Genomic DNA, 26,998 nt, shown 5'->3' on the forward strand with positions numbered 1-26,998 from the left:
GCTAGCGCCTTTGCAGCAGATGGTTCAGTGCGCTGCGAAGCTTGAGGGGTTTGACCGGCTTGTTCATCAGCAGGTAGCCCTGGCTGCGGATGTGCTGCTTGAGGTCGTTGCTGTAATTGGCGGTGATCATCAGCACCGGCACCTCAGTCGCCCGGCGTCGGTTCACTTCCGCCACGACATCGACGCCATTCTCGTCATTGTCCAGGTGGTAGTCCGCCAGGATCACGTCACAGCGGCTTCCCGCCAGGTCCACCTGGGCTTCCAGGTCCTCCAGCGACACGGCCGTCACCACCCGGCAGCCCCAGCCCTCCAGCAGGGTTGCCATGCCGCTGCAGATGGCCCGGTCATTGTCCACCACCCACACCCGGGCGCCTTCCAGACCGCCATCCATGACCGGCAGATCGGCTTCCTGCTGGGGCTTGCTGGGTTCCAGCTGCCCAAGCGGCACCTCCACACTGAACACCGAACCCCGTCCCTCCACCGAGGCCACGGTCACCGGATGGCCCAGCATGCGGGCGATCTTGTCGACGATGGCCAGACCCAGACCCAGGCCCTTGTCCGCCGGCGAACCCGCCGGCCGGATCCGCTTGAATTCCTGGAAGATCTCGGTGAGTTTGTCCTGTGGAATACCGGGCCCGGTGTCCCAGACCTGCAGCAGCAGCTTGTCGCCGCGACGCCGGCAGCCCAGCAGGATACGGCCCTTGCCGGTGTAGCGGATGGCGTTGGTGAGAAAATTGCGCAGGATCCGGGCCAGCAGCTGGGAGTCGGACCGCACCACCGCCGAGGACGCCACGAACGACAGCTCCAGGCCCTCCGCCATGGCCATCTGGCGGAACTCCCGGGCAATGTTGTTGAGAAGGTCCCGCAGATCGAAGGCGGTGACATCCGGCTTGATCACGCCGGCGTCCAGCTTGGAGATGTCCACCAGGGTACCCAGCAGATTCTCCACGTCGTCCAGGGATGTGCTGACCGAGCGCACCAGGCTTTCTGCCCGGGGCCCGAAGGAATGCTCCAGCAGGGCACTGGTGAACAGGCGGGCGGCGTTCAGCGGCTGCAGCAGGTCGTGGCTGACCGCCGCCAGGAACTTGGTCTTGGACAGGTTGGCCCGCTCCGCCTCCAGCTTGGCGTCCCGCAGCCGGGACTCCACCGCCGCCCGCTCGTTGATTTCCTGACGCAGCTGGTTGTTGAGGCCGGTCAGCGCCGAGGTGCGCTCCTTGACCCGGCGCTCCAGGTTGTCATAGGCCTGCTGCAGGGCCAGGGCCGTGCGCCTGCGATCGGTGATGTCACGGATCATCACGAAGAAACCCACCACCGCACCCTGGGAATCCAGGTTTGGCACGTAGGAGCGCAGCATGTAGCGCTGCTCGCCGCGGCTGTTGGACTCCTCGAACTCGAAGGTGACGCTCTGCCCCGCCAGGGCTTCCCGCACCCGGGGAATCAGGCGCTGGTATAGCTCCGGGGAGTGGATCTGGTCCAGCGGTCGGCCCAGCAGCGGCTCGCCCTCGGGGCTGTACCAGGCCTCGTAGACCTTGTTGCAGAACTGGATGGTGAGATCGGCCCCGACATAGGCAATCAGCGCCGGCACATGGTCGGTCACCACGCGGATCCAGCGCTCGCTCTCCTTCAGGGTTTCGGCGTAGCGGTAGCGCTCGGTGATGTCGGTGTAAGTGTTCACGAACCCACCGTCCGGCATGGGGTGGGTCTTGATCTCGATGACCGTGCCGTCGGACCGACGGTAGACCTCCTCCAGCGCCCGGCTGCCGTCCAGACCCTGCACCGGCGGGGTCAGCAGGGGCACTTCCGGCGCCGCCATCAGCTCGGCGAAGGTGCGCTCGGTACTCATCCGATCGGCCCGCAGGCCAATCAGGCTCAGGAAGCGGTCATTCCAGATCTCCGGGTAACCTTCCCGGTTTACCAGCACCACACCCTGAGACAGGTTGTCGACGGTGGACTGCAGCAGCCGGGTTTTCTCCGCCAGGGCCTCTTCCCGACGGGCGGTCTCGGTGTTCTTGACGTCGGTGATGTCCGAGTAAAGCACCACCAGGCCACCCTCCAGGGTAGGCCTTTCGGTCATCTGGACCCAGCGGTCGTTGGAAAGCAGGAACACCGAGCCCTCGGCGGCGGGATCGGTGTGTTCCTCGACGATCAGGCCGGAGCTGAAGGCCTCGGCTTTGACATCGGCGATGGAGGTGCCGGGCACCACCTGAAGGCCGGCGCTGCGCCAGTAGCTCCGGAAGCGGCTGTTGGCCTGGATCAGGCGGTGGCGATGATCAAAGAGCACGAAGCCGTCGGCGATGCTTTCGATGGCGTCATTGAGGCGCTGGCGGGCGGTCTCGGCCTCGTCCCGGGCGCGGTTCAGCGCCTTGTTGCTGGACTTGAGCTCGCCCATGGCGGCATTGAGGGCCTCGGTGCGCTCGCGAACCTGTTCCGCCAGGATCACCGAGTGCTCGAAGGCGGCGTAGGGCTCGGGCTTGTGGGCGGCACTGGACTCCACCCGGGTAATGAGGGCGTCGCGGATGCGTTTGAGGCGCTGGTTCTCCGCCTCCAGCTCGGCGATGCGCTGATCCCTTGGGTCGATCTCCCGCGTCAGGGCTTCAGTGCCCTGGGGCAGTGGCATCAGGCTGGCCAATGACCACCCCCGTAAACGTCTGGTTTATGTGCATGCCTTCGAACTGCTCGCCGTAGGTGTTGAAACCGATCACCTTGTGGGCCTTGAGGAACTCCGATGTCTCCTCCACCACACCGGTCAGCTCCGCCTCGAGCCGGCGCAGGAAACAGTCGCAGCCGATGGTGACCAGAGGCGGGCCCACCGCCGCCTCGGCTTCCTGCAGCTGGGTGCGCAGATTGTCCAGCAGCGGGCCCGGGTGCATGGCGGTCATCACGATGCCGGTTTCCACTGCGCAGTAGAAGGTCAGGCTCTTGTCCGGGTTGACCCGCTGCACCGAGCGCAGGAAATAGTTGTTGCCGATCCGCACCGCCATGGGTCGCAGCGCGAACACCTTGCGGTCGAGATCCTCGAAGGCAACGCCGGCGGCGCGGGCGTAGGCCTCGGCGGCGGGCTCGGCATTGAGTTCGTAAACGGTGCGGGTGTCGCTGTCGGCGGCCGTAACCACCAGCTTTTCGTCCCGCTCCACCATGTGATGGGTGGAGAATACCCGGAAGTCCAGCGAGGTGTTGACCAGCAAAACGGTGGCGGCACTGGTGTGGAAACGGCCCTTGTAGAACACGTGGGTGTTGGCCAGGCGCTCGTCATCACCGGCGGAGCCGCCAAAATGGGGGATAGTGCCCAGGGCTGCATTGAGGGTGGCCAGCAAAAGCTCCTCGCGGCTGGACAGACCATCCAGCAGGGTAATGGCAAAGGTATTGCCCTTGACCGGCGCCAGCCTGGGGTTGCGACAGGTAATCAGCAGGTCCTCGATCAGATCCTGGGCATTCTGCAGGGAAAACTGCTCCAGTTCGCTGATCAGCCCGCAGCCGATGGAAAAATAGCGCCGGTCAAAGCCGATGGCGGTGATGCAGCCGCGGCCATAGCCATTGGGGGTGATCTCCCCTGCCGATGTGCAGCCACAGACCTCCACACCGGAGAATACATGCTCCAGGGCAATGCCCAGACGGCCCAGGTCATACTCGGCCGAGCAGAAAAACAGCACGGAGCCGAGGTGCTCGTGGGCAAGCTGACTGGCGAGATTGGTGGCCGCCAGCATGGGATCGCGGGCGTTGGAACTGGCAACGCGGACGGCCGGGAATGTGGTCGCAGGCTTCATCGTGACCGGCTCCGGATGGACAGGGTCTGATAACGATTCTACGGCTTCTGTCCCGCGGGCCAATGCGACTTCAGTGCTTTTGATCGGGGCGCCAAATCTGACGTAAGCCATTGATTAGTCTGCCTCCGAAAAGATTATCCGAAATACATTGCTGCCAAAGCGTCAAGAATGCAGCACTTTAGTGCTAGTCCGGCCGGAGCTGGACGGAGGAAACCGGCGGTGCCGCCACCAGGACGGGCACCGCCGTACTGCAGGTCAGGGTTTAGAACAGCACCACGGCGCCCAGGGCGATGGTGTCGACTTCCTCAGCGGTGGCACCGGCGGCGTTCTCGCCTTCGTACATGTTGTACTCACCCACCAGCTTGAGGTTGCTGTTGACGTCGTGGAACAGCGCGATGGAGGTGTTCTCGGTGTCCAGGTAACCGGCATCCACCGCGTCGGTCTCGCCGTACGACAGCACCAGACGGTTGGCACCCAGGGTGTAGGAACCCTGGACCAGGAAACCGTCGGCCTCGTTGTCATCAGAGAACGCACCGTTTACCAGCAGAATGCCGTTGGTACCCTCGGAGGTGAAGCCGGAGGCGGCCAGGGTCAGGCCGGCAATGGAGGCCTTCACACCGTAACCCACCCCGGTGGTATCCACTTCCGTGGTGGCGCTTTCGGAACTCTGCTGCAGGCCGTTGACCCACGCGGTCAGGTTCAGGCCGTTCAGGTCGGCGCTGTAGGTGGCTTCCGCTTCCAGGCGGGGCGCAGACTCTTCGGACTGGGCAGCACCGGTGGTATTGGCAGGCTCAAGCACACCCACCGCCAGCTTGAAGCCGCTCAGGTCCGGGGTCCGGTAGGTGATCTGGGCAGACGGCGTCGGGTATTCGTAGCCGGCGCGGATGTTGCCGAAAGAAACGCCGTTCGGGTTCAGACCCGGGGAGCCGAAGCCCAGCAGGATCTCGTCCAGGAAGATGTTGCTGCGGGAGTACAGACCGAAGTCCTTACCGATCAGCACCTGACCGAAGTCACCGTCAACGGTGGCGTAGAACTGGCGCACGTCGATCGCGGTGTCGGTGGGGTTGTTCAGGCTGTCGTTGATTGTGGCCCAGAAGGAGGAGCGGCCGCCCAGGGTCAGGTCGCCCACGTCCTTGCTGAAGTTGAAACCGATGGTGTTGGGCAGGAAGCCCATCTTGACGTCGGACGTACGCAGATCGTTCTGCTTGTCGTCACGGTTGACGTAGAACGTGTTGAAATAACCGTCGACGGAGAAAGACGTCTTGGCGCCGTCGGTACCCTCGGTGCTGTACAGTTCCAGCGCCGCGTTGGCGCCGCCGCTCATACCCGACATGGCGGTCAGTGCAATGGCAAGACCTGACAGCCTGAAGTTGTTGTTCTTCATATATTCCCCCGAAAATTTTTATTCGTCTGTTTGATCTGTTGGAGAAGCCGAAGCTGGTTCTGTCTCCCTCGGGACCGGTAGCCATGGTCCAATTGTTATGGTCAGGGAAGCCTCTGGAGGGGGAAATGCGCCTAGTGAGCAGGTTTAATGCTTATTTAGGAGGCGGTAAAAACAACACTTTGGGATTAAGACCGGGCAGGACTCCGGCAGGAAACGCGGGCTTTTCTGAGGGGGGGGCGGAACGGCCGGATCAGGCCTGGAATTCCGCCAGGGCCGCCTGGCAATGACCCAGGAAGGCCGCCGGCTCCGGCAGGATGGCCTCGTCGGCCACGACCCCGAACTGGACCTGGCCGGCGTAGCTGACAATGCTGATGCCCAGGCCGATGTCCCCGGCCTGGGGCACCCAGAACATCTGCTCGCGAATCCGGCAGCCAGCCAGGTAGCGCGGCTCGGTGGTGCCGGGCACATTGGACACCACGGCGCTGGCCTTGCGGCAGAACATGTCCGCCAGGGGCTGGCGCCAGCCGGTGGGCAGGAAGGCGGCGCTGCCGGTGAGGCCCCAGGCGATGCCCGGCTGCCAGCTTTTCTTTAGTTTGCGGGTCTCGTGCTTGACCCGGTAGAGCCGCTCCAGCGGGCTGTCGCCATCCACCGGCAGGGGCACGAAAACGGTCCCGAAGTAGTTGCCCAGCACCCCGGGGTCGGGCCGGATGCCATCCGGCAACCGGCTGCGGATGTCCACCGGCACTGCGGCGTGCACCAGGGCGTCGCCCAGCGTCACCTCGCTGTCCGCCAGCAATCTGCGCACCGCCCCGGTTACACACGCCAGCAGGACATCGTTGATGGTGCAGCCGGTACTGCGGGCCACCTTCCGGAAGTCCGCCAGCGCCACCGGCGCCGACCAGCGGCAGACCCGCCGCCCCAGCAGCGACCGCTTGAGCGGAGACGGCGTGTCCTCCGGCTCCACCAGAAACTGACTCACCTCGTTGACCAGTCGCAGGCCGTTGAAGGCGGTTTTTTCCAGACGCGCACGGGGGGTGGCGGGAGGGGGGCGTTCGATGCGGCCGGTGACCGGCCCGGCAGCGGCCTGCAGGGCCGCCAGCCAGGACTGCGCCGCCTCTCGCCAGCGGGCAAGATCGGTGCGTTCGCGACCGCCGTAGAGCACCGGTGCCTGTCGCGGCGAGGGGGTGCAGATGCGGTCGAACACCCCCATCAGGGACAGGCCATCGGCATAGCAATGGTGCAGGCGCAGGACCAGGGCCGCGCCGCCGCTGGCATTGGGCAGCAGCCAGAACTTCCAGCGCGGCCGGTAGTCCGGTAGCGGCTGATTGAGACGGGCAGAAACCCAGTTTTGGAGGCCGGTTTCATCCAGCGCCTCGGTGCTGACCTGGACATGGTGACTCAGGGCGAAGGTGGGGTCGGCCTGCCACCACCAGCCGGTGGGCCGCTGCTCGGGCATGCAGCGAAAGCGCTCCCAGGCCAGCCAGTAGGTGTCGAGGAATGCCAGCAGGCGCTCGGCGGTGAGACCCTCCACCCGCATCAGCACGGTGATGGTCATGGGGTTGTTGGCGCGTTCCAGCGCCAGCCAGGCCGAATCAGCAGGCAATAATATACGCGACTCGTCGTGACTCAAGCCCTGACTACCCCGGCTGCAATATAAAGTGGCGAGAAAATACGATCCGCCATTGTGCCAGACAAGCTGAAACAGCTCCACAACGACCCCGTTACAAAAATTTACATCCAGGAAATCCCTATTTCCTATACTGATTTACAGAAGCTTGTTGGTACCGAGTCGTAAGTTGATCGCCACGGACTGGCCCTGGCGAGGCCGGATCCGCGCCATTCACGCCAATACATCCTCGGCACATCGACGGTATGTTCTAAGCACAAAGTGCTAGATACAGACGCAAAAAAAGCTCGAATACTCAAACCATAACAATAATGACGCCGTACCGTGCCGGTAGGAGAGTGGTTATGAAAGCAAGCCATGTGCGCAAGCTGATCAAACCGATCGACAGTGCATACTCGGAGATGTTTTCCGGTCGGGTCTACCGTGTCGGCCGTGGTGCCGTCTCGGTCCGCAACCACAGTGGCAAGGCCGAACAAACGGTGATCGGAGTCCACGGTTTCCTCGAGAATCACTGTTACTTTACCCAGGCCTACGAGGCGCCCACCACCGAACTCATCCTGCTCACCTGCAGCAACTATCACATCCCGGTCAACGGTGTGACACCGGAATCACCGGAGTGGGAGGTGCCCATCAAGCACCTGGAAGCCACCATCGAGTACGACGCCTGTATCCTGAACCAAGCCCTCGAGCATCTGCCCAGTACCGACAACATCCGGATTCACGGCCATTCAAGAGGCGGTGCCATCATCCTGCAGGCGCTGGCGTTCCGGCCCGAGCTTTTTGCCAACGTCGAGATCGTACTGGAAGCGCCGGTGCTGCCCCAGGGCAAGCTGCACGGCCTGGTCACCACCCTGCTGGAGCCGGTCAGCCACGGCATGTGGCCCTGGTTGATCCGCCTGATCAACAGTGCGCCCTCCTCGGCCTATGGCCAGACCTTCTTCGGCAAGATGAATCCCCGCAAGAAGCAGCTGCTGAGCAAGCTGTTCTCTGCCACCCAGGATCATCTCACCATCGTGCGCAACATCGAGAACATCATGGAGTGGATGACGCGCACCGATACCTCCATTTACGATGAAGTCCGTCACGGCACCTTCCTGGTGCCCAGGGTGGACCGGATTCTGGACCGCGGCGCCATGCTGGCCAGTGCCCGCCAGAGCCCCACCACCATGCGGATCGTCGAGACCGAAGCCCCGAGCCACTTCATTACCCTTGACAGCAAGGAATGGGTGCCCGGTTTCGAGACCCTCCCGGCCACGGCACAGGGCTGACCGACCCCGTCATTCCCGGTTTGCGAGCCGGGTCCTGACAGCGGAGGCAAACCTCCGCTAGACTGACCCGCTACGATTACGCAGCCGCAGGGAGGCTTTGCACCATGTATCGCCAGCGTCTGGCCGGCACGCCTGTCACCACCGACAGCGCCCGCCGGCTCCAGAATCGGCTGCTCAGCTATCACGATTTTCGCCAGCACAAGAGCCAGCATCCCCTGGCCCGCGGCCTGGCGGCCCTGGGTGACTGGCAGGCCGCACGTCTCAGGCACACCCATGCCGACCTCTATCACCAGCCGGGCTACCACCAGGGTCTGGAATTCCTGCTCACCGACCTCTACGCGCCGGCCGGCATGACCCGGCGGGACGACAATCTGGACCGCATCTTTCCCCGTATCGTCAAATGGCTGCCGGAAAACCTGCAGGACACCCTGGCGGGCCTGGTGGAACTCAACCATGTGACCCAGAGGCTGGACCTGACGCTGCTGGAAAACCTGGCCGCACTGGGTCTGCCGGCGGCGGATCTGACTATCGGGGCGCTGGACGATCAGACCTACTGCGAGGCCTTCCGCGCCGGCGACCCGGACGAACGGGAGCGGCAGATTGCGCTGGTGGCCGAGGTTGGCCAGCAGTTGGATCGCTACGTCCGGAATCGCAGCCTGGGCTGGCTGCTGAGCATGAGCCGGGCACCGGCGGAGATGGCCGAACTGTCCGATTTGCACAGCTTCATGTATCGGGGCTACCGGGCGTTCCAGGCCATGGAGCGGGTGGACCGGCTCATCAAGGAGGTGGTCCGGCGGGAAAGCGAGGTGATGGCGCGTATCCTCGCCGGCCATCCGGCGCCTTTTTCAGTGGCGACCGAAGCGCAGCCGCACAATGGCGAAGGGCCCGGCGTCAGGCCGGACCGGTCAGCCGGTCGAGCTGGCTCTTGATTTCCTGCTCGATGCGGGACTTGAAGGGTCTCAGCATCAGGCCCAGCTCCAGGTGAACATGCAGGCTGTCGGGTGCCACATCCAGGTGGCCCTTGACGCCGCTGCGCTTGAAACGCATCACGTCGCCGTCCCACTCGTAGTCCACGTCGAACTGGCGGGACAGGTCCCGGGCCAGGGTTTCGGCGGCCTCGCGGGCGTGATCATGATCCAGGGTGTGGCTTCGGCGGACATCAATCGAGGACATGGTGATCTCTTGACAGGTGACGGTCATGGTGGCTTGGCTGCTATCAGTTTAGGGAAAGCGGCCGCCCGCGCAAGGTTTGCGAACCCGATCCATCGGGCATTTACCGGGAATTGGCTTGTAGCCGGGCCCGCGACCGTTAGAATACGAGGTTCAGAACCGGACAGGATCCCCCCATGAGCGAACAGCAAAGCCCCACTGAGCCGAACCAGGCCCAGATCAGCGAGGACGACAGCACCCACTTTGGCTTCCGCAAGGTGGCCCGGAGCCAGAAGGCCGGCCAGGTGGCGGAAGTCTTCCATTCGGTGGCGGGCAAGTACGACCTGATGAATGACCTCATGTCCATGGGCATCCACAGGCTCTGGAAGCGGTTCACCATCGAGATCAGCGGTGTGCGGCCCGGCCACCGGGTGCTGGACATTGCCGGCGGCACCGGCGACCTGACCATGAAGTTCTCCGACCTGGTGGGCCGTGACGGCCAGGTGGTGCTGGCGGATATCAATGCTTCCATGCTGCAGGTTGGCCGCGGCCGCCTGATGGACCGGGGCTATGCCGGCAACATCGAGTATGTGCAGGCGGATGCCGAGCACCTGCCCTTCCCGGACAACAGCTTCAACGCCGTCAGCATCGCTTTCGGCCTGCGCAACGTCACCGACAAGGACCAGGCCCTGCGGGACATGACCCGGGTACTCAAGCCCGGTGGCAAGCTGCTGGTGCTGGAGTTCTCCAAGCCCACCAACCCGCTGCTGAGCAAGGCCTACGACGTCTATTCCTTCAATGCCCTGCCGCTGATGGGCCAGCTTATTGCCGGCGACTCGGGCAGCTACCAGTACCTGGCGGAATCCATCCGCATGCATCCGGACCAGGACACCCTGAAGAGCATGATGGAAGCCGCGGGTCTGGTGAACTGCAAGTACCACAACATGACCGGCGGCGTGGTGGCCCTGCACGTAGGGATCAAGCCCTGATGTTCCCCGGCCCCACCCTGCGCTCGGCCCTGTCCGGCGCCCTGGAGGCCGCCCTCAACCGGGCTTTGGCACTGGATCCCGCCGGCCGCCGCGCGCTGCTGGCGGCGCTGGCCGGGCCGGTGCAGTTCGAGGTGGGGCAGAGCCAGGCCCTGACCCTGACCCTGCGGCGCCAGGAGGACCGGGTCCGGCTGGGCACGGAGCCTGCCGAAGATGCCGTCCTGGTGCTGCGTGGTTCGGTCCTGGCGTTTGCCGCCCTGGCCCTGGGGGATCGCAATGTCTTTGCCGAGGGCCGCATTGCGGTCAGCGGTGACACCGCCCTGGCCCACCAGTTCCAGCGCGCCCTGGCGCAGCTCGACCCGGACTGGGAGGCGGCCCTGGCGGCGCGGATCGGCGATCTGCCGGCGCACTTTCTCGGCCAGCGGCTGCGGGAGGCGCTGGCGTGGCGCCGCCAGGCCGCCGACCGCCTGACCCGCAACCTGGAAGAATACATTCACGAGGAAAGCCGCCAGCTGCCGGGCCGCCGGGAACTGGAGGCCACCTTTGCCGATATCGACGACCTGACCCTGCGGGTCGAGCGGCTGGAGGCCCGGCTGACCCACCTGGACAACAAGGCTCGGGCCCGGGCCGATGCAAAGCCATCATCACCGTCATCACCCCCGGAGTCGCCGTGACACGCCTGCAACGCCTGTTCCGTATTGCCTGGGTTTTCTGCCGCTACCGCCTGGATGCCCTGCTGCCTTTGACCGAGCTGCCGATGGTGATCAGGCTGCTGCTCCTGCTCGCGCCCTGGCACCTGTTCCCCCAGCCCAAGCTGGACCGGGGCGAGCGGCTGCGGCTGGCGCTGCAGGAGCTGGGCCCGATTTTCGTCAAGTTCGGCCAGATCCTCTCCACCCGGCGCGACCTGCTGCCGGATGACATGGCCGAATCCCTGCGCCACCTGCAGGACCGGGTACCGCCCTTCCCGGGCACCCAGGCCAAGACCATTATCGAGAAATCCCTGGGCGCACCGGTGACCGAGCTGTTCCAGGCCTTCGAAACCGACGCCATGGCCTCCGCCTCGGTGGCCCAGGTTCACGCCGCCATCATGAAGGACGGCCGCTCAGTGGTGGTCAAGGTGGTCCGGCCCGGCATCGAGCGGGTTATCCGCCAGGACATCGCACTCATGTACCTGATGGCCAACGGCCTGCAGCGCTACTGGTCGGAGGGCCCGCGGCTGCGGCCGGTGGAAGTGGTGCAGGACTACGAAACCACCATCTTCGACGAACTCGACATGCAGCGCGAGGCCGCCAACGCCAGCCAGCTGCGCCGCAACTTCGAGAATTCCAACCTGATCTACATCCCGGACATCGACTGGGACTTCACCACCCCCAAGGTGCTGGTCATGGAGCGCATCAGCGGCATTCCCATTGCCGATGTGGACGCCCTGCGGGCCGCCGGGGTGGACCTCAAGGTGCTGGCGGAGAAGGGCGTCGAGATCTTCTTCACCCAGGTGTTCCGGGACAGTTTCTTCCACGCCGACATGCATCCGGGCAACATCTTTGTGGACGCCACCAACCCGGCGGACCCCCGTTATATCGCCATTGATTTCGGCATCGTCGGCACCCTGGCGCCGGAGGACCAGAGCTACCTGGCCCGCAATCTGCTGGCCTTCTTCCGGCGGGATTACCGCCAGGTGGCGGTGCTTCACATCCAGTCCGGCTGGGTGCCCTCCCACATCCGGGTCAACGAGTTCGAGGCCTCCATCCGGACCGCCTGCGAGCCGATTTTCGAACGCCCGCTGCGGGACATCTCCTTTGGCCACTTCCTGCTGCGGCTGTTCCAGACCGCCCGCCGCTTCGAGATGGAGGTCCAGCCGCAACTGGTGTTGCTGCAGAAAACCCTGTTGAATGTGGAAGGCCTGGGCCGCCAGCTCTACCCGGACCTGGATCTGTGGACCACCGCGCAGCCGTTCCTGGAAAAATGGATGCGCCGGCGCATCGGGCCGGCCCACCTGTTCCAGACCCTGCAGTCCCATCTGCCGTCCTGGATCGAGCAGTCCCCGGACATGCCGCAACTGGTGCACGATGCGCTGGTACAACTGCGAGGCTCCAGCCCGGTGATCGCCGAGAATGTCGGCACCCTGGAGCAGATCCGCCAGCAGCAGGCCCGGGCCGACCGGCGCTGGCGCCAGCTGCTGGTGGCCGGTGTACTGGGCGCCGCGGCCTGGCTGAGCACCCGCGAGGACCTGCCCGCCCTGGCGGCGGATGTCACCCCGGTGACCTGGGGTCTGATGGCGGCGGCGATGTTTTTCCTGCTGCGCAGCACCCGCTAGGATGGTGGCAGTAGCCGTTCCCTTTACCGATTGTCAGGATTCACAGAAATGCAAGATTCATCACCTAGTGTAAGCACACCCGAGTGGCTGGCCCAGGTCCGCTGGAACGCCGACGGGCTGGTACCGGCCATTGCCCAGGACGCCGTCACTGGCGATATCCTGATGATGGCCTGGATGAACGCCCAGGCACTGGTGCTGACCGCCACCGAGGGCAAGGCCATCTACTGGTCCCGCTCCCGGGGCAAGCTCTGGCGCAAGGGTGAGTCTTCCGGTCACGAGCAGCTCATCGCCGAGATCCGCTTGGACTGCGATGCCGACGTGATCCTGCTGAAGGTGGAGCAAAAAGGCGGTATTGCCTGTCATACCGGACGCAGGAGCTGCTTTTACCAGCGTCTGCAGGATGGCGAATGGGTGACCACGGATCCGGTCCTGCGGGATCCGGAGTCTATCTACGGTGGTAAGGGGGGCGCTGGCCATGAATGATGTACTGACGCAGCTGGCCGCCGTGCTGGAAGCCCGCAAGAGCGCCGACGCCGACAGCTCCTACGTGGCCAGCCTGCACGCCAAGGGACTGAACAAGATCCTGGAGAAGGTGGGCGAGGAGTGTACCGAAACCCTGATCGCCGCCAAGGATGCCCAGCACAGCGGCAACACCGACGAGCTGGTTTACGAGACCGCGGATCTTTGGTTCCACACCCTGGTCATGCTGTCCAACCTGGGCCTGGGACCGGATGCGGTGCTGGCGGAACTGGCCCGCCGTTTCGACCTGTCCGGCCTGGAGGAAAAAGCGGCGAGAACACAGAAATAACCTGTCGCCGGGATTTCAGTTTTATGACCGGTGTAACGTACAATCGAAGCAACCCAACTGAGTATTGAGGAGCCCGTCATGGGTATCAGTATCTGGCAACTGTTGATCGTCCTGGGCATTGTGGTACTGCTGTTCGGAACCAAGAAGCTGCGCAACATCGGTAGCGATCTGGGGGGCGCCATTCGCGGCTTCAAGAAGTCCATGGGGGACGAGGACAGCGACAAGAAGGAAGACAAGGGCTCGATTGAAAGCAAGTCGGAGGCCCCGGTCCAGGAACGACAGTCCGAGAAGGCCGAAGACAAGACCCCTAGCTGAGCCAACCTCGAATGTTCGATATCGGCTTTCTTGAGCTATTGATTTGCGGTGTCATCGCCCTGCTGGTGCTGGGCCCCGAGCGTTTGCCCACGGCGGCCCGCACCGCCGGGCGCTGGATCGGCAAGACCCGCCGCCTGGTGAGCCAGTTCAGTTCCGAACTGGACCGCCAGCTCAAGGCCGAGGAGCTGCGGGAGCAGCTCCGCAAGGCCGGCGACGTGGGCCTGGACGATGTCGAGAAGAACGTACGCAGTGCCCTGGACGAAGCCAAGAAATACCAGCACATGGTCTTGCCGGACGACCAGACCCGGCCGCCCAGGCCGGCGCCTGCAACCCGGCGGCTGAACCGGCCCGACGCCGAGACTGCCGGTACGAAAAAAGAGCCTGACACCAACCCGGAACCCGGTCCCTACCAGGGCTCTGGCGCGGACACCGCTCCAAGGACCCAAGCGCAGCCACGGGATCCCGGGGCGCAAGCCGAACCGGAGCGCCCGCATGACAGTACGCCGGAATCCCGTTCATGACCCAGCAAGAACACAAACCGACGGACGACAGCACCCTGCAGTCGGAAATGCCTCTGGTGGAGCACCTGCTGGAGCTGCGCAACCGGCTGCTGAAGATGGTGCTGGCCGTGCTGATCTGCTTTGCCGCCATCTACCCCTTTGCCAACGAGCTGTACCTGTGGCTGTCCCAGCCGCTGCGGGACCTGCTGCCGGAAGGCCAGATGATGATCGCAACCGACGTCACCGCGCCCTTCTTCGCGCCCCTGAAGCTGGCGCTGGTAGTGGCGGTGTTCGCCGCCATTCCGGTCATCCTCTACCAGATCTGGAGCTTCATTGCCCCCGGCCTCTACAAGCACGAAAAGCGCCTGGCGTTCCCGCTTCTGTTCACCTCGGTGGTGCTCTTCTACCTCGGTGCCGCCTTCGCCTACTTCGTGGTCTTCCCGCTGGTGTTCGGCTTCTTCACCGCCATCGGACCGGAAGGCATCGTGGAACTGCCGGACATCAGCAGCTACCTGAATTTCGTGCTGAAGATGTTCTTTGCCTTCGGCGTGGCTTTCGAAATCCCCATTGCCACCATCCTGATGATCCTCTCCGGCGCTACCACCGCTGACAGCCTTGCCGCCAAACGGCCCTATGTGGTGGTGGGGTGTTTCGTCATCGGCATGCTGCTGACCCCGCCGGACGTGATCTCCCAGACCCTGCTGGCGGTGCCCATGTGGTTCCTGTTCGAGCTGGGCATCGTGTTCGGCCGGCTGGCCCAGCGCCGCGCCCCCGTGGAGGACACCGGGGAAGCCCCCGGGCAATGAACCTGGCATTGCTGTTTGACGAGGACTTCATCGGCCCTGACCGGGTCCGGCTGACCGGGCGCCGCCGGGCCCATCTGGCGACCGTGCTCAAAGCCGCCGAAGGCGACCGGATTCCCGTGGGCCGGGTCAACGGTGAACTCGGAGAGGGCCTGGTCACGGCCCAGGACGAAGACGCTGTGGAGCTGGCCGTCACCCTCACCCAGCCACCGCCCGATCCCCTGCCCCTGACCCTGGTGCTGGCCATGCCGCGACCGAAGATGTTCCGGCGGGTGCTGCAGACGGTGGCTTCCCTGGGCGTCAAGGACATCTGGCTGATCAACGCCTACAAGGTGGAGAAGAGTTTCTGGCAGACCCCCTGGCTGTCGGAGGCCTCACTCCGTGAGAATCTGGTGCTGGGCCTGGAGCAGGCCCGGGACACCCGGATGCCCCGGGTGCAGATCCGCAAACTGTTCAAGCCCTTTGCCGAGGACGAACTGCCGGCGCTGATGACCGAGCGGCCGGGCCTGGTGGCTCATCCTGGCACCGAGACACCCTGCCCCGTGCACTTGAACGCTCCTGCCACCCTGTGCATCGGACCGGAGGGCGGTTTCATACCCTACGAAGTGGACAAACTGGTGGCCGCCGGTGGCCGCTCGGTGCACCTGGGCCGCCGCATCCTGCGGGTGGAAACCGCCGTGCCGGTACTGGTGGGCCGCCTCTACGACGCCGCCCGCTACTGAGCCGTTGCCTTGTAGCGGGGATTAAACACCCAGCCCCATGGCCTGGGCCGCCAGCCGGTTCTTGAGGGGCGCGGCACCATCCAGCCAGCGCATGCCGGTGTTGCGCAGCCAGCGCAGCGGCAAAGCCTCCTGGGCGAACAGCGTCTTGAAACCCTCCATGGCCGCCATCATGGCCAGATTCTCACCCTTGCGCCGGCGCTCGTAGCGGGCCAGGGTCAGATGATCGTCCGGCGCCAGCCCGCTATCGCGGGCCCGCGCCAGTTCCTCCAGCAACACCCGCACATCGCTGTAGCCCAGGTTGGCGCCCTGCCCCGCCAGGGGGTGGATGGCATGGGCAGCATCCCCCACCAGCACCAGGCCCGGCCTGGAATACTGTTTGGCGTGACATTGCCGTAACGGGAAGGCATGGCGTCGGGACACCGCCTCAACCGGCCCCAGCTGCTGCTCGATGGCCTCCCCCAAAGCCTGCCGGAAATCGTCGTCCGGCAGCGCCATCAGGCGTCTGGCTTCGGCGGTGTCCTGGGACCAGACGATGGAGCAGAAATGGCCGGCCTGCGGATCCTCGCCGGCCAGCGGCAGGAACGCCAGGGGACCTGTGGTGGCAAAGCGCTGCCAGGCGGTATGGCGATGACTCTGGGCGGTCTGGACGGTACAGACGATGGCCTGTTGCTGGTAGTCCCATTCCCGGCTCGGCACCCCTGCCCACTGCCGCAGCTTGGAGCGGGCGCCATCGGCGGCAACGGTCAGCGCAGCCTGTATCCGGCGTCCGTCCGACAGTTCGATGCCCCGGCCGCCATCCGGCTGCTCCCACCAACCGGTGACGGTGGCGCCATCCAGAAGCCGCAGCTTACTGGCCTGCACCCTTTGCATCAGCGCTGAGATAACCAGCCGGTTTTCAACAATCGCGCCGAGGGCGCTCACCTGCAGATCGGCGGCATCGAATTCGATCCGCCCGGTACCCTCGCCATCCCAGACCACCATGCGCTGGTAGTCACAGACCCGGCCGCCGTCCAGCGGCCAGGCCCCCAGGTCCCCGAGCAGGGACTGGCTGGCCAGGGAGAGTGCGCTGACCCGCGGTTCGAAATCATCCGGAACCTGCGCCGGCGGCGGCACCCGGGTGAGTTCATCGGCAGTGGCGCTCTCCACCAGAATCACATCCCAACCCTGATGTTCCAGACCCAGGGCCAGTGCGGTGCCAATCAGGCCGCCGCCCACCACCAGGATATCGCAGGTCAGTTCATCGCTCATGGCGGACTCCTTGCGCCGCGGCGCCGGTCCTGGTGGCGCGACGGCCCCCCACGCCCATGGCCTGGCGGCCGAACCAGCGCCGCAGACCGGGCACCAGATCCAGCCCCACCAGCCCCAGATCCCGGGCCGCAGCCACCGCCGATACCTGGCTGCCAAAAATCTGTATCAGCGAGTCGGAGAAGCGAACGGTGCGCTGCCAATCCGCGCGATGCTGTTCCTGATAGCGGCGCAGCACCGTGAGGTCGCCAAGCGACTGGCCCTGGCGGCGGGCCTCGGCAAAGCTCTCCACCAGCGTCATCAGGCCCCTCAGGGCCAGGTTGAAACCCTGGCCCGCCACCGGGTGCAGGGTGTGGGCGGCGTTGCCCACCAGCGCCACGCCCGGCTGCACCATCTCGGCGACGGTGTGCAGTACCAGGGGATAGTGGGCGCACGGGCCGATCCTGGTAAAACGGCCCAGACGCCAGCCGAAACGCGCCTGCAATAGCCGGCATCGGGCCTCATCATCGCAGGCCAGCAGGGTGTCCAGCTGCTGCCCGGACAGGGTCCACACCAGGCCGGCGTCAGTGCCGGGCCGGCCCGGGCCACCGGCGGGCAGCAGCGCCATGGGACCGGCGTCGGTAAAGCGTTCGTAGGCCACGAAATCGTGGCTGCGGTCGGTGGAGACATTGGCGATCAGGGCGTGCTGGCCGTAGTCATGACGGGCCACCTGAAACCCCAGCTGCTCCCGCAGGCCGGAGCGGCCGCCGTCCGCCACCACCAGACACTGGGCCCGCAGCGGCGTTGCGGTGTCTGCGCCGTCGTCGGTCACCGCCACCGAGACACCGCCCGGCAGACGCTCCACCCCGGTCACCCGGGCCGGCGCCCGCCAGCTCAGGTTGGGGCACTGGCGCAACCGGGCCATCAGGCACAGGCCCATCCAGCGGTTGTCCACCACATAGCCCAGGGCCTCCTGGCGGTGCTCTTCCGCCGCCATGCGGGTGGCTCCGAAACGGCCGCGGTCGGACACATGGATGTGGCGAATGGGGGTAGCCTGGCGGGCCAGCTCGGGCCAGAGGCCCAGGTCCTCATAGATCAGCCTTGAGCCCCAGGCCAGCGCGGTGGCGCGGGCGTCGTAGCTAGGCTGGTAATCGTCCGGGAGGGCGTCGTCGGAAAGCGGAAAGGCCTCCACCACGATCACCTTCAGTTGCGGCAGCAGCCGGGCCACCGCCAGGGCCAGGGTGGCACCCGCCAGGCCGCCGCCGGCAATGACCAGATCGGCGTCCAGTTTGGGTTGGGTCTGCTCGCCGGCGCTGGTCATGTCAGCCTGCCATCAGGGCTTCGATGGCGTCGATGGTCTTGGGCACGCCATCGGTCAGCACCCGGCAACCGTCCCGGGTCACCACCACATCATCCTCGATGCGGATGCCGATGCCGCGCCAGCGCTCGTCCACCGAACTGTTGTCCGGTGCTATGTAGAGCCCGGGCTCCACCGTCAAGGCCATGCCCGGTTCCAGGACGCGCCAGGCGTCACCCACCTTGTAATCGCCCACGTCGTGGACATCCAGGCCAAGCCAGTGGCCGGTGCGGTGCATGAAGAAGGGCCGGTAGGCTTCTTTCTCCAGGGCTTCATCCACGCTCATGTCCAGCAGCCCCAGCTCCACCAGGCCCTGGGTCAGCACTTTCAGCGCCGCTTCGTGGGGGTGATTCCAGTGGTTGCCCGGCTTGACCGCGTCGATAGCGGCGTACTGGGCTGCCAGCACCACTTCATAGAGCGCCCGCTGGGGTTCCGAGAAGCGGCCGCTGACCGGGAAAGTGCGGGTGATGTCGGAGGCATAGCACTCCAGCTCGCAACCGGCGTCGATCAGCACCAGGTCGCCCTCCTTCAGGGGCGCGCTGTTCTCGATGTAGTGCAGGATACAGCCGTTGGCTCCGCTGCCCACGATGGACGGATAGGCAGTGGAGCGGGCGCCATGACTCATGAAGGTATGGATCAGCTCGGCTTCCAGCTGGTATTCGTAGCCACCCTTGCGGGCCCGCTTCATGGCGTTGCAGTGAGCCTCGGCACTGATCTCGCCGGCCCGGGCCATCACCTTGATCTCGTTGGCGCTCTTGTAAAGGCGCAAGTCGTGCAGCAGGTGCTCCAGGGCCACGAACTCCCCGGGCGGCCGGGCGCCGGAGCGGACCTTGGCCCGCAGGGTCTGGACCCACTCCATGACCTGGGTGTCAAAATTGTGGTCCTTGCCGAGGGGATAATAGAGCCGACTGCGGCCCTCGATCATGCCGGGCAGGATCTCGTCGATATCGGCAATGGGGAAGGCGTCGTCCATGCCAAAGCGCTCGATGGCGCCCTCGGGGCCGGCCAGGAAGCCGTCCCAGAGTTCTTTCTCGGGATTGCGCTCCTTGCAGAACAGCACCGATTCGCCGTGCTCGCGACCTGGAATCAGTACCAGTACCGCCTCAGGCTCGCCAAAACCGGTCAGATACTGGAAGTCGCTGTCCTGGCGGAAAGGGTGCAGCACATCCCGGTTACGGGTGCGTTCCGGCGCCGACGGCAGGATGGCGATGCTGTCCGGCGCCATCTGCTCCATCAGCCGGCGACGGCGTTCGGCGAAGTCCTTGACGGGGATTAGCTGGTTCATGATGTCTCCGGTTGCGCCCTTGGGCTCAGTGCAAAGTCTTGTTCAGTGGCTGGTCGCGGTCGCCCGCCGACTCCGGCGGGTTGAATTCGGTGTAGACCGCCAGCGCCCCCAGTCTTACGTATTCGACGATTTCATTGAACTGGTATTCACCGTCCTCGCTGTCTTCCTCGGTCTCATCACTGACCTGGCTGATCGCCACCATGTCCTCGATCAGCTCGCGGATCTCCGGCGGCGCCTCGCCGAGCGCTTCACGGGCGCCCACCGCCATACCCTCGAGGAAGCCCCGGACCCAGGCCGACAACGCCTGCACCCGCTGGTCCAGGGTGTAGTCGTCGTCCGGCAGCAGCGGCTGGAAGCTCATGTCCGCCGCCTTGAGCTGGGCCAGGGCCTGGTCGTAGGCGGCGCTCAGGAAACCGGCCAGATCGTCGTCCTCCCGGGCCGCGCCGGGGGCCAGCCCCATCTGCTCGCAGGCCACCTGAAACCACTCCGTTTCTGCCATACGAGCGCCCGCTGCAAGCCGACCACAGAGGCCGCCGTGCAGCTCCGAGGGATGGCTGAAAGCCTTATGGCTGGTGTAGAGGTTGGCCCAGTGCTCGAAGGGTGCCACGGGATGGGTGCTGGTTTGATCCGAAGTCATGAAAAGAGGTTGTTCCTGCTGCGCGGCGTGGATGGATGGACTGCCTCTATCCTAGCATTGGCACGGGTCAAAGACACCGACCGGGCACCACCACGACTGTGCATTGACAGCAAGCAGGCAGGGTTATTATGTTATAACATATCAATCTCAAGCCCCGGAGATGACCTCATGGCGATCAAACACACCCATCCCCTTACGCTCCTGGCCCTGGCAGTCGCGGCACTGCCTGCCGGTGCCGCCGATAACCCCGGTGTCCACAGCCACGGCCAGGCCCAGTTGCAGGTGGCCCTGGAGCCGCCCCGCATCGACCTGATGCTACAGTCCCCAGCCGCCAATCTGATCGGGTTTGAACACCAGCCCCGGAACCCGGAGCAGCAAGAGACGCTCGAGGCCGCGCGGGACTGGCTCGAGACCAATCCGCTTGTGGCTTCAGCGGGCGGCTGCACCCTGGTCAGCGTCGAGGTCAGCGACGATTTCGCGGCCGCCGGTGGCAATGCGGGGCATCACAAGCATGGGAGCGGGCACCATCACGATGAGGCCCATCACGACCATCACAAAGAGCACAAAGAGCACAAAGAGCACAAAGAGCACAAAGAGCACCACCATGACTCACATCATGACCATGACAAACATCACGGCCATGACAAACATCATAAGCAGGGCGAATATCATGGCCACGAGAAGCACCACGGCCATGGCGAATATCAATGCCATGACAAACATCACCAGCACGGCGAGCATCATGACGGGGAACAGCACAGGGAGTTCAGTGTGACCCAGCAGCTCAACTGCACCGGCAGCCTGGATTCGCTGTCAACCGCACTGATGGAGCGATTCCCGGGTATCGAGCAGCTGCAGGTGGAGTGGCTCAGCCCTCAGGGTCAGGGCAGCGCCCGGCTCGAGGCCGGTGAGAATCAGTTCTCCACCAGCCCCTGAGTGGCCTCATTACTCGTAGGGGGTAACGGCCTCGGCCCGGATGGCGTAGGACGCGGTGCCAATGTCGTGTTCGGTGCGGCTGATGGTCAGCGGCCCCTGGATCCAGAAGGGCTCGTAGAGCACTTCCAGCTCAATGCCTTCCGGGTAGGTGACATGGATGATCTGGTTGGGCGGCGGTGGCGGTACGTGAATGCAGGCGCCGTAGTAGGGCACCAGGAAGAACTCCACGATGCGCTGGTCACCCACGGTTTTCAGGGGCACGATAAAACCCGGGATACGGGCCGGGACGTTGTCCATTTCCGGCACCACCCGGCCGGTCATGATCTCATCCGGAAGGGTCACCGGGCCGTCCCCCTCATGCTGGATTTCTGGCAAACTTTCCAGCAGCTTGAGATCTTCCGCCGGCATCAGCTCGATCCAGTCCAGGGTGCGCCATTGGGTGTCCGCGGCGGCGATGGCGGATACGACCATGGCCAGACACAGCGAGAGGCCGTGCATCAGTTTCCGCATGTCAGTCATACCTCCTCAATTCATTGGTGACGATAGTACCGGGAGAAAGTCCATAATCCTATGACGCACTCCTCGACAGGTGACGCCGGGCCCGCTTATGCCCTGGCGAGCCACGGGCTCTGCTTTCAATGGCCCGGCAGCAGCCAACGACTGCAATACCCAGACCTGGCGCTGGTCGCCGGCCAGCATCTGTTCCTGCAGGGCCCCAGCGGTTGCGGCAAGAGCACCCTGCTGGCCATGCTCTGCGGCCTGGCCGTGCCTGCCGCCGGCCAGCTCTCGGTGCTGGGCACTGAGCTGCCGGCGCTGTCGGCGTCGGCCCGGGACCGGTTCCGGGCCGACCATCTCGGAGTCATCTTCCAGCAATTCAACCTGGTGCCCTACCTGGACGCGCTGGCCAACACCTTGCTGCCCTGCCGGCTCTCCGGCCGGCGTCGCGCCAGCGTGTCGGCCTCGCCCCGTGCCGAGGCCGAGGGCCTGCTGACGGCCCTGGGCCTGGCTGCGTCAGACTGGCATCGTCCGGTGACCATGCTCAGCGTCGGCCAACAGCAGCGGGTGGCTGCAGCCCGCGCCCTGATCGGCGCGCCGGCGCTGATCCTGGCGGACGAGCCCACGTCGGCCTTGGACACCGCCAATCGCGACCGGTTCCTTGAGCTGTTGCTGACCCAGGCCGGGCTTCGCGGCACCTCGGTGGTTCTGGTCAGCCACGACCCGGCTCTGGCGGCGCGTTTCGACCATTCGATCAGCCTGGAGGTGGCGCCATGAAGTTGCGTCTGGCCCTGTCACTGGCAATGGCCAGCCTCTGGCACCGCCGCGGCGTGCTGGCACTGGTCACCCTCACCCTTACCCTCAGCGTGACCCTATTGCTTGGGGTCCAGTACCTGCGCACGGAGGTAAAGCAGTCGTTCAGCAACACCATCAGCGGTACCGATCTCATCGTCGGCGCCCGCAGCGGCCAGCTCAACCTTCTGCTTTACACCGTGTTTCATCTGGGCGATGCCACCAGCAACATCCGCTGGTCCACCTATCAGGCCCTGGCAGAGGATCCCCGGGTGGCCTGGACCGTACCCATCTCCCTGGGCGACAGCTACCGCGGTTACCGGGTGGTGGGCACCAATGACAGTTACTGGGAGCATTTCCGCTACGGTGACGACCGCGCCCTGGCCATGGCGGATGGCCGCTGGTTCCACGGGGTTTTCGAGGTAGTCCTTGGGGCCGAAGTGGCCCGCCAGTTCCAGCACCGGGTCGGTGATGAGCTGACCCTGGCCCACGGCACCGGCCGGGTCAGCTTCATGAACCACGACGCCCACCCGTTTGATGTGGTGGGTGTGCTGGCGGCCACCGGCACCCCGGTAGACCGGGCGGTCTACGTCAGCCTGGCGGGCCTGGAAGCCATCCACATCGGCTGGCAGGCGGGGGTACCGATTCCGGGCCGTACCGTGTCCCGGGATCAGGCCCTGGACCGGGACCTGACGCCCTCCTCCATTACCGCCGCTTTGGTGGGGCTGGAGCGCCGGGTACTGACCTTCCAGCTCCAGCGCCAGCTCAACGAGTCGGACCGCGAACCCTTGACGGCCATCCTGCCCGGCGTGGCCCTGAACGAACTCTGGCGTATCCTGGGCCAGTTCGAGCGCACCCTGCTGGCGCTGACCGGATTTGTGGTGGTGACCAGCCTGGTGGGCCTGGCGGCCGTGCTGCTGACCCTGCAGGCCCAGCGCCGGCAGGAGATCCGGATCCTGCGGGCGGTGGGGGCCTCCCCCGGTCTGGTGGCGACGCTTTATCTGCTGGAGTGCACCCTGTTGGCCAGTCTGGCGGCGGTCCTGGCCCTGGTCGCCGGCAGCCTGGCGGTGTGGCTGGCCGGGCCCTGGCTGCTGGAGCATTATGGCTTTCAGGTATCCCTGCGGCCCCTGCAATGGCAGGAGTGGCTGCTGCTGGCCAGCGTGCCGGTGGCCGGCCTGCTGATCGGCCTGATTCCCGCCGGCCGGGCCTGGGCCCGCGCTCGCCAGCCGGCGCTGAATCCGGAGCCCTGAGGAGCCGGGAGGCCGCTTTGTGAACGGCGTTCAAATGACAGGGCGGTAAATTGACCGGCTCCGGGCCCGCACTTATAGTTAGAGAGCCTCCGGCAAGCCGCCCGGACGCCACCTATCTCTTGCTACGATGTTGGAAACACCATGGAACAGCCCGAACTGGAAGCCCTGGCGAACAAGCTGGATCGCCTGATTGAGCGTTGCCGCAAACTGGAGCAGGACAACGCCGCCATGCGGGCGCTGCAGGATGACTGGAACCGGGAGCGGGCTCAGCTGATGCAGAAAAACGACCTTGCCAAGAACAAGATTGAGGCCATGATCGGCCGTCTCAGGGCCCTGGAGCAACACTGATGCCGCAACAGCCCACCACCGTTGAAGTCAATATTCTGGACAAGGAATACCTGGTCGCCTGCCCCCCCGAGCAACGCGACGCCCTGCGGGAGTCGGCCCGCCATCTGGACGCCAAAATGCGTGAGATCCGGGCCACCGGCAAGGTGTTCGGTACCGAGCGGATCGCCGTCATGGCGGCGCTGAACATCACTCACGAGATGCTGGAAAGCAGCACCATGTCCGACAGCGCCACGGAGCTGCTGCAGGAGATGGACCAGAAGCTCGATGACGCGCTCGGCAACGGCAAGGCCTGAGATTCCGGCCGGCCGCAGACAGATTTGCATTCAGCCCGGGTGATCCCCGTATAATGAGTCAACTTCCTGGGCTGTTCGCTGGTCGGATACGTCCTCGAGCCGATGCTTAAACGCAAGGTGGCCACTTCAGGGCATTGTGAGCAGGTCCCCAGCCGGGGAAAGCCTAATATGTCACAGCGGCCACCACCTTGAACCTTGGGTTCAAGGGCTATTTCCGATAACGGCAGCCCGGGAAGCTTTATCAGTGACTGAGCCTTTCTCTCCAGAGCCTTTTTCTCCAGATACATTCGCCACCGAACCCGATCGTCCCTCACGTACCGAGCTGCGCAAGATCCTGCGGCACAAGCGTCGCGCCCTGAGTCCGCAGCAGCAGCGCCAGGCGGCCCAACGGCTGGCACGGCAGTTACTGGGTCATCCCCTGCTCTACCGCGCCCGGCACATCGCCCTCTATCTGCCCAACGACGGCGAGATCGATCCCCGTTATTACATGGCCCAGGCCAGGCACCGGGGCATCCGCTTCTATCTGCCGGTGCTGCATCCGTTGCGCCGCGGCCACCTGGTGTTCAGCCCCTATGATTTCGACACCCAGCTGTCGCCCAACCGCTTCGGCATTCCCGAACCGGACTTCCGGGACGGTCTTGGCCGACCGCCATGGGCACTGGATGCGGTACTGATGCCGCTGGTGGGGTTTGACCGCCACGGCGGCCGGCTGGGAATGGGAGGCGGATTCTACGACCGAACCTTCGAGTTCGTCAGGCGCACACCGGCGCTGGCTCCGAAACTGATTGGCCTGGCCCATGACCTGCAACGCATGAACCTGCTGCCGGTCCAGCCCTGGGACATTCCACTGCATGCGATTGTGACGGATCAGGGCCGCTACAAGGCCCGGCCCTGAGCCATCGGAGAAGTGACGGCGCTCAGTTCAGGCCGTTTTGCCGGGGCGCCTGTGCTTCCGACACCACGGGAGCGGCAGAGACGCCCTCCTCCGAGGTACGGATCGACGTAAAGCCGGAAATGGCGAGGCCAATAGCGAAGACAAGAAGCACGGCCCGGATGACGTCAGGCTTGCGTTCCATGTGACATACCCCATTACGCAACACGTAAAGCTGCGCAAAATCATGCGATTATTTGAGTTTTACAGAAACCGCTAAAAGACTATCACTCATCTTTATTTTTACAATTTTTGACAGGTTAAAAATCGTTAACTTTTGCCATTGCCGTGCCCGAGGAACAGCCGATAGGCCTCGTTGTCGGTGACGTTCTCATAGCGGAAGCCGATCTTGTCCAGCATGGTTTCGAAGGCCTCCAGCTCGTCATCGTCCACCTGGGCACCCATCAGCACCCGGCTGTAGGCGGCACCGTGGTTGCGGTAGTGGAACATGGAGATGTTCCAGCGCGTGCCCATGGACATGAGGAACTTCATCAGGGCGCCGGGGCGTTCGGGAAACTGGAACTGGTAGACCTTCTCGTTCTTCACCGTGGGCGCATGGCCACCCACCATGTGGCGGATGTGCTGCTTGGCCAGGTCGCTGTCGGTCAGATCCACCACCCCGTAACCGCTTTCCCGCAGCTCCTGCACCAGCTCGTCCCGGCCCAGACCGCCGTGCTGGATCTGGATACCGACAAAGATCCGGGCCTCCTCGGCATCCGAGTAGCGGTAGTTGAACTCGGTGATACTGCGCTTGTGCAGGGCGTTGATGAAAGACTTGAAGGCACCCGGCCGCTCGGGGATGGTCACCGCCAGGATGGCCTCGCGCTTCTCGCCGATCTCGGTGCGCTCGGAGATATAGCGCAGGCGATCAAAATTCATGTTGGCGCCGCTTAAGGTGCCCACCAGGTTCTCGCCCTCGATGCCCTCACGCTCGATGTACTTCTTGATGCCCGCCACCGCCAGCGCCCCCGCCGGCTCCGCGATGGAGCGGGTGTCTTCGAACACGTCCTTGATGGCGGCGCAGATTTCGTCGGTGGACACGGTGATCACTTCGTCGACGTGATCCTTGCAGATCTCCCAGGGGTGCTCGCCGATCTGCTTGACCGCCACGCCGTCGGCAAAGATGCCCACCTCGTCCAGGATCACCCGTTCACCGGCGGCCAGGGCCGCCTGCAGGCAGTTGGAATCGTCCGGTTCGACGCCGATGACCTTGACCTCCGGCCTCAGGTATTTGATGTAGGCCGCCATACCGGCAATCATGCCGCCGCCGCCGACACAGATGAACACCGCATGGATGGGCCCGGAGAACTGCCAGAGGATCTCCATGGCAATGGTGCCCTGGCCGGCGATGACGTCCGGGTCGTCGTAGGGCGGGATATAGGTGTAGCCGTGCTTCTTGATCAGCTCCTGGGCGTGGGCTGCGGCCTCGTCGAAGGCATCCCCCCTGAGCACCACCTTGGCGCCGTGGTCCCGCACCGAACGCACCTTGATGTCCGGCGTGGTCTGGGGCATCACGATCACCGCCTTGATGCCCAGCTTCTTGGCGGCCAGCGCCACACCCTGGGCATGGTTGCCGGCGGAGGCACAAATCACGCCCTTGGCTTTCTGTTCTTCCGAGAGCTGGGCAATACGGTTGTAGGCGCCGCGAATCTTGAAAGAAAACACCGGCTGCAGATCCTCCCGCTTGAGGAGGATGTTGTTGCCGAAGCGCTTGGAAAGGCTGCGGGCTTCGGTCAGCGGGGTCTCGATGGCCACATCGTAGACCCGGGCATCCAGTATTTTTTTGATGTAGCGTTGCGGCATAGCGATC

29 protein-coding genes and 1 other RNA gene are annotated in these 26,998 nt (G+C 64.6%); 18 read left to right on the forward strand and 12 right to left on the reverse strand.

Features of this window, described 5'->3' with window-relative positions:
• Position 1: 1 nt before the first annotated feature.
• The 4 genes from R3280_RS01575 to R3280_RS01590 all read right to left on the reverse strand — a co-directional run bounded on the left by R3280_RS01575 (position 2) and on the right by R3280_RS01590 (position 6,751).
• Complete coding sequence (locus R3280_RS01575; protein ID WP_318996821.1) at positions 2-2,617, reverse strand: NahK/ErcS family hybrid sensor histidine kinase/response regulator; 2,616 nt, start codon at positions 2,615-2,617, stop codon at positions 2-4.
• Positions 2,595-3,764, reverse strand: coding sequence for a nitric oxide-sensing protein NosP (gene nosP / locus R3280_RS01580; RefSeq protein ID WP_318996822.1), 1,170 nt, complete (start codon positions 3,762-3,764; stop codon positions 2,595-2,597). The genes R3280_RS01575 and nosP overlap by 23 nt, the downstream gene beginning before the upstream one ends.
• Positions 3,765-4,026: 262 nt before the next feature.
• The gene (locus R3280_RS01585; RefSeq protein ID WP_318996823.1) at positions 4,027-5,148 is read right to left on the reverse strand and encodes a porin; all 1,122 of its coding nucleotides are present in this window, start codon (positions 5,146-5,148) and stop codon (positions 4,027-4,029) included.
• Between the two features lie 250 nt (positions 5,149-5,398).
• Entirely contained in the window at positions 5,399-6,751 is a 1,353-nt protein-coding gene (locus tag R3280_RS01590; RefSeq protein WP_318996824.1) for a WS/DGAT domain-containing protein, read from the reverse strand.
• A 368-nt stretch (positions 6,752-7,119) separates the two neighbouring features.
• On the opposite strand from R3280_RS01590, the gene R3280_RS01595 reads away from it, so the two are divergent.
• Both R3280_RS01595 and R3280_RS01600 read left to right on the forward strand, forming a co-directional pair.
• Positions 7,120-8,043 (forward strand): alpha/beta hydrolase, encoded by a 924-nt coding sequence (locus R3280_RS01595; RefSeq protein ID WP_318996825.1) that lies wholly within the window; start codon positions 7,120-7,122, stop codon positions 8,041-8,043.
• Between the two features lie 104 nt (positions 8,044-8,147).
• Positions 8,148-8,972, forward strand: a complete 825-nt coding sequence (locus R3280_RS01600; protein ID WP_318996826.1) for an FFLEELY motif protein — start codon at positions 8,148-8,150, stop codon at positions 8,970-8,972.
• On the opposite strand, the gene R3280_RS01605 is transcribed toward R3280_RS01600, so the two are convergent.
• Positions 8,935-9,216 carry a polyhydroxyalkanoic acid system family protein gene (locus R3280_RS01605; protein ID WP_318996827.1) on the reverse strand — a complete coding sequence of 94 codons (282 nt, stop codon included), beginning with the start codon at positions 9,214-9,216 and terminating at the stop codon, positions 8,935-8,937. The genes R3280_RS01600 and R3280_RS01605 overlap by 38 nt on opposite strands.
• A 173-nt stretch (positions 9,217-9,389) precedes the next feature.
• Between R3280_RS01605 and ubiE the strand changes: the two genes are divergently transcribed.
• The 9 genes from ubiE (at position 9,390) to R3280_RS01650 (ending at position 15,640) form a co-directional block, all read left to right on the forward strand.
• Positions 9,390-10,181 carry a bifunctional demethylmenaquinone methyltransferase/2-methoxy-6-polyprenyl-1,4-benzoquinol methylase UbiE gene (gene ubiE / locus R3280_RS01610; protein ID WP_318996828.1) on the forward strand — a complete coding sequence of 264 codons (792 nt, stop codon included), beginning with the start codon at positions 9,390-9,392 and terminating at the stop codon, positions 10,179-10,181.
• Complete coding sequence (locus tag R3280_RS01615; RefSeq protein ID WP_318996829.1) at positions 10,181-10,852, forward strand: SCP2 domain-containing protein; 672 nt, start codon at positions 10,181-10,183, stop codon at positions 10,850-10,852. Before ubiE ends, R3280_RS01615 begins: the two co-directional genes overlap by 1 nt.
• Positions 10,849-12,492 carry a ubiquinone biosynthesis regulatory protein kinase UbiB gene (gene ubiB, locus R3280_RS01620; RefSeq protein WP_318996830.1) on the forward strand — a complete coding sequence of 548 codons (1,644 nt, stop codon included), beginning with the start codon at positions 10,849-10,851 and terminating at the stop codon, positions 12,490-12,492. The genes R3280_RS01615 and ubiB overlap by 4 nt, the downstream gene beginning before the upstream one ends.
• A 48-nt stretch (positions 12,493-12,540) precedes the next feature.
• The gene (hisI, locus tag R3280_RS01625; protein WP_318996831.1) at positions 12,541-12,975 is read left to right on the forward strand and encodes a phosphoribosyl-AMP cyclohydrolase; all 435 of its coding nucleotides are present in this window, start codon (positions 12,541-12,543) and stop codon (positions 12,973-12,975) included.
• Positions 12,968-13,300 carry a phosphoribosyl-ATP diphosphatase gene (locus R3280_RS01630; protein WP_318996832.1) on the forward strand — a complete coding sequence of 111 codons (333 nt, stop codon included), beginning with the start codon at positions 12,968-12,970 and terminating at the stop codon, positions 13,298-13,300. The genes hisI and R3280_RS01630 overlap by 8 nt, the downstream gene beginning before the upstream one ends.
• A 78-nt stretch (positions 13,301-13,378) precedes the next feature.
• Positions 13,379-13,615, forward strand: coding sequence for a Sec-independent protein translocase subunit TatA (gene tatA / locus R3280_RS01635; RefSeq protein ID WP_318996833.1), 237 nt, complete (start codon positions 13,379-13,381; stop codon positions 13,613-13,615).
• Positions 13,616-13,626: 11 nt separating this feature from the next.
• The gene (tatB, locus tag R3280_RS01640) at positions 13,627-14,136 is read left to right on the forward strand and encodes a Sec-independent protein translocase protein TatB (protein WP_318996834.1); all 510 of its coding nucleotides are present in this window, start codon (positions 13,627-13,629) and stop codon (positions 14,134-14,136) included.
• On the forward strand, positions 14,133-14,921 hold the full coding sequence (gene tatC / locus R3280_RS01645; protein ID WP_318996835.1) for a twin-arginine translocase subunit TatC: 789 nt from the start codon (positions 14,133-14,135) through the stop codon (positions 14,919-14,921). Before tatB ends, tatC begins: the two co-directional genes overlap by 4 nt.
• Entirely contained in the window at positions 14,918-15,640 is a 723-nt protein-coding gene (locus R3280_RS01650; protein ID WP_318996836.1) for a 16S rRNA (uracil(1498)-N(3))-methyltransferase, read from the forward strand. The genes tatC and R3280_RS01650 overlap by 4 nt, the downstream gene beginning before the upstream one ends.
• Positions 15,641-15,661: 21 nt before the next feature.
• Here R3280_RS01650 and R3280_RS01655 read toward each other — a convergent pair whose 3' ends face one another.
• The 4 genes from R3280_RS01655 to R3280_RS01670 are packed head-to-tail and all read right to left on the reverse strand — an operon-like array spanning position 15,662 to position 20,143.
• Positions 15,662-16,888, reverse strand: a complete 1,227-nt coding sequence (locus R3280_RS01655) for a UbiH/UbiF/VisC/COQ6 family ubiquinone biosynthesis hydroxylase (RefSeq protein WP_318996837.1) — start codon at positions 16,886-16,888, stop codon at positions 15,662-15,664.
• Positions 16,878-18,185 carry a 2-octaprenyl-6-methoxyphenyl hydroxylase gene (gene ubiH / locus R3280_RS01660; protein WP_318996838.1) on the reverse strand — a complete coding sequence of 436 codons (1,308 nt, stop codon included), beginning with the start codon at positions 18,183-18,185 and terminating at the stop codon, positions 16,878-16,880. Before ubiH ends, R3280_RS01655 begins: the two co-directional genes overlap by 11 nt.
• Position 18,186: 1 nt before the next feature.
• Positions 18,187-19,506, reverse strand: a complete 1,320-nt coding sequence (gene pepP, locus R3280_RS01665) for a Xaa-Pro aminopeptidase (RefSeq protein ID WP_318996839.1) — start codon at positions 19,504-19,506, stop codon at positions 18,187-18,189.
• A 25-nt stretch (positions 19,507-19,531) separates the two neighbouring features.
• Complete coding sequence (locus tag R3280_RS01670) at positions 19,532-20,143, reverse strand: UPF0149 family protein (protein ID WP_318996840.1); 612 nt, start codon at positions 20,141-20,143, stop codon at positions 19,532-19,534.
• 168 nt (positions 20,144-20,311) lie between these two features.
• Here R3280_RS01670 and R3280_RS01675 point away from each other — a divergent pair, with 168 nt between their 5' ends.
• The gene (locus tag R3280_RS01675; RefSeq protein ID WP_318996841.1) at positions 20,312-21,079 is read left to right on the forward strand and encodes a ZrgA family zinc uptake protein; all 768 of its coding nucleotides are present in this window, start codon (positions 20,312-20,314) and stop codon (positions 21,077-21,079) included.
• A gap of 9 nt (positions 21,080-21,088) precedes the next feature.
• Here the strand turns inward: R3280_RS01675 and R3280_RS01680 are convergent, their stop codons facing one another.
• Entirely contained in the window at positions 21,089-21,589 is a 501-nt protein-coding gene (locus R3280_RS01680) for a DUF3299 domain-containing protein (RefSeq protein ID WP_318996842.1), read from the reverse strand.
• 60 nt (positions 21,590-21,649) lie between these two features.
• Here R3280_RS01680 and R3280_RS01685 point away from each other — a divergent pair, with 60 nt between their 5' ends.
• The 6 genes from R3280_RS01685 to R3280_RS01710 all read left to right on the forward strand — a co-directional run bounded on the left by R3280_RS01685 (position 21,650) and on the right by R3280_RS01710 (position 25,152).
• On the forward strand, positions 21,650-22,351 hold the full coding sequence (locus R3280_RS01685; RefSeq protein ID WP_318996843.1) for an ABC transporter ATP-binding protein: 702 nt from the start codon (positions 21,650-21,652) through the stop codon (positions 22,349-22,351).
• Positions 22,348-23,616, forward strand: coding sequence for an ABC transporter permease (locus tag R3280_RS01690; RefSeq protein WP_318996844.1), 1,269 nt, complete (start codon positions 22,348-22,350; stop codon positions 23,614-23,616). Before R3280_RS01685 ends, R3280_RS01690 begins: the two co-directional genes overlap by 4 nt.
• Before the next feature lie 141 nt (positions 23,617-23,757).
• Positions 23,758-23,964: a TIGR02449 family protein gene (locus tag R3280_RS01695; protein ID WP_318996845.1), complete on the forward strand. Its 207-nt coding sequence runs from the start codon at positions 23,758-23,760 to the stop codon at positions 23,962-23,964.
• Positions 23,964-24,257, forward strand: coding sequence for a cell division protein ZapA (locus tag R3280_RS01700; RefSeq protein ID WP_318996846.1), 294 nt, complete (start codon positions 23,964-23,966; stop codon positions 24,255-24,257). Before R3280_RS01695 ends, R3280_RS01700 begins: the two co-directional genes overlap by 1 nt.
• A 60-nt stretch (positions 24,258-24,317) precedes the next feature.
• Positions 24,318-24,496: non-coding RNA, 6S RNA (gene ssrS / locus R3280_RS01705), on the forward strand.
• A gap of 5 nt (positions 24,497-24,501) precedes the next feature.
• Positions 24,502-25,152: a 5-formyltetrahydrofolate cyclo-ligase gene (locus tag R3280_RS01710; protein WP_318996847.1), complete on the forward strand. Its 651-nt coding sequence runs from the start codon at positions 24,502-24,504 to the stop codon at positions 25,150-25,152.
• Positions 25,153-25,174: 22 nt separating this feature from the next.
• On the opposite strand, the gene R3280_RS01715 is transcribed toward R3280_RS01710, so the two are convergent.
• On the reverse strand, positions 25,175-25,333 hold the full coding sequence (locus tag R3280_RS01715) for a hypothetical protein (protein WP_318996848.1): 159 nt from the start codon (positions 25,331-25,333) through the stop codon (positions 25,175-25,177).
• 125 nt (positions 25,334-25,458) lie between these two features.
• Positions 25,459-26,991: a threonine ammonia-lyase, biosynthetic gene (gene ilvA, locus R3280_RS01720; protein WP_318996849.1), complete on the reverse strand. Its 1,533-nt coding sequence runs from the start codon at positions 26,989-26,991 to the stop codon at positions 25,459-25,461.
• Positions 26,992-26,998 lie beyond the last annotated feature (7 nt).

This window comes from Marinobacter sp. (assembly GCF_033722195.1).
In the GTDB taxonomy this organism is placed as follows: Bacteria; Pseudomonadota; Gammaproteobacteria; order Pseudomonadales; family Oleiphilaceae; genus Marinobacter.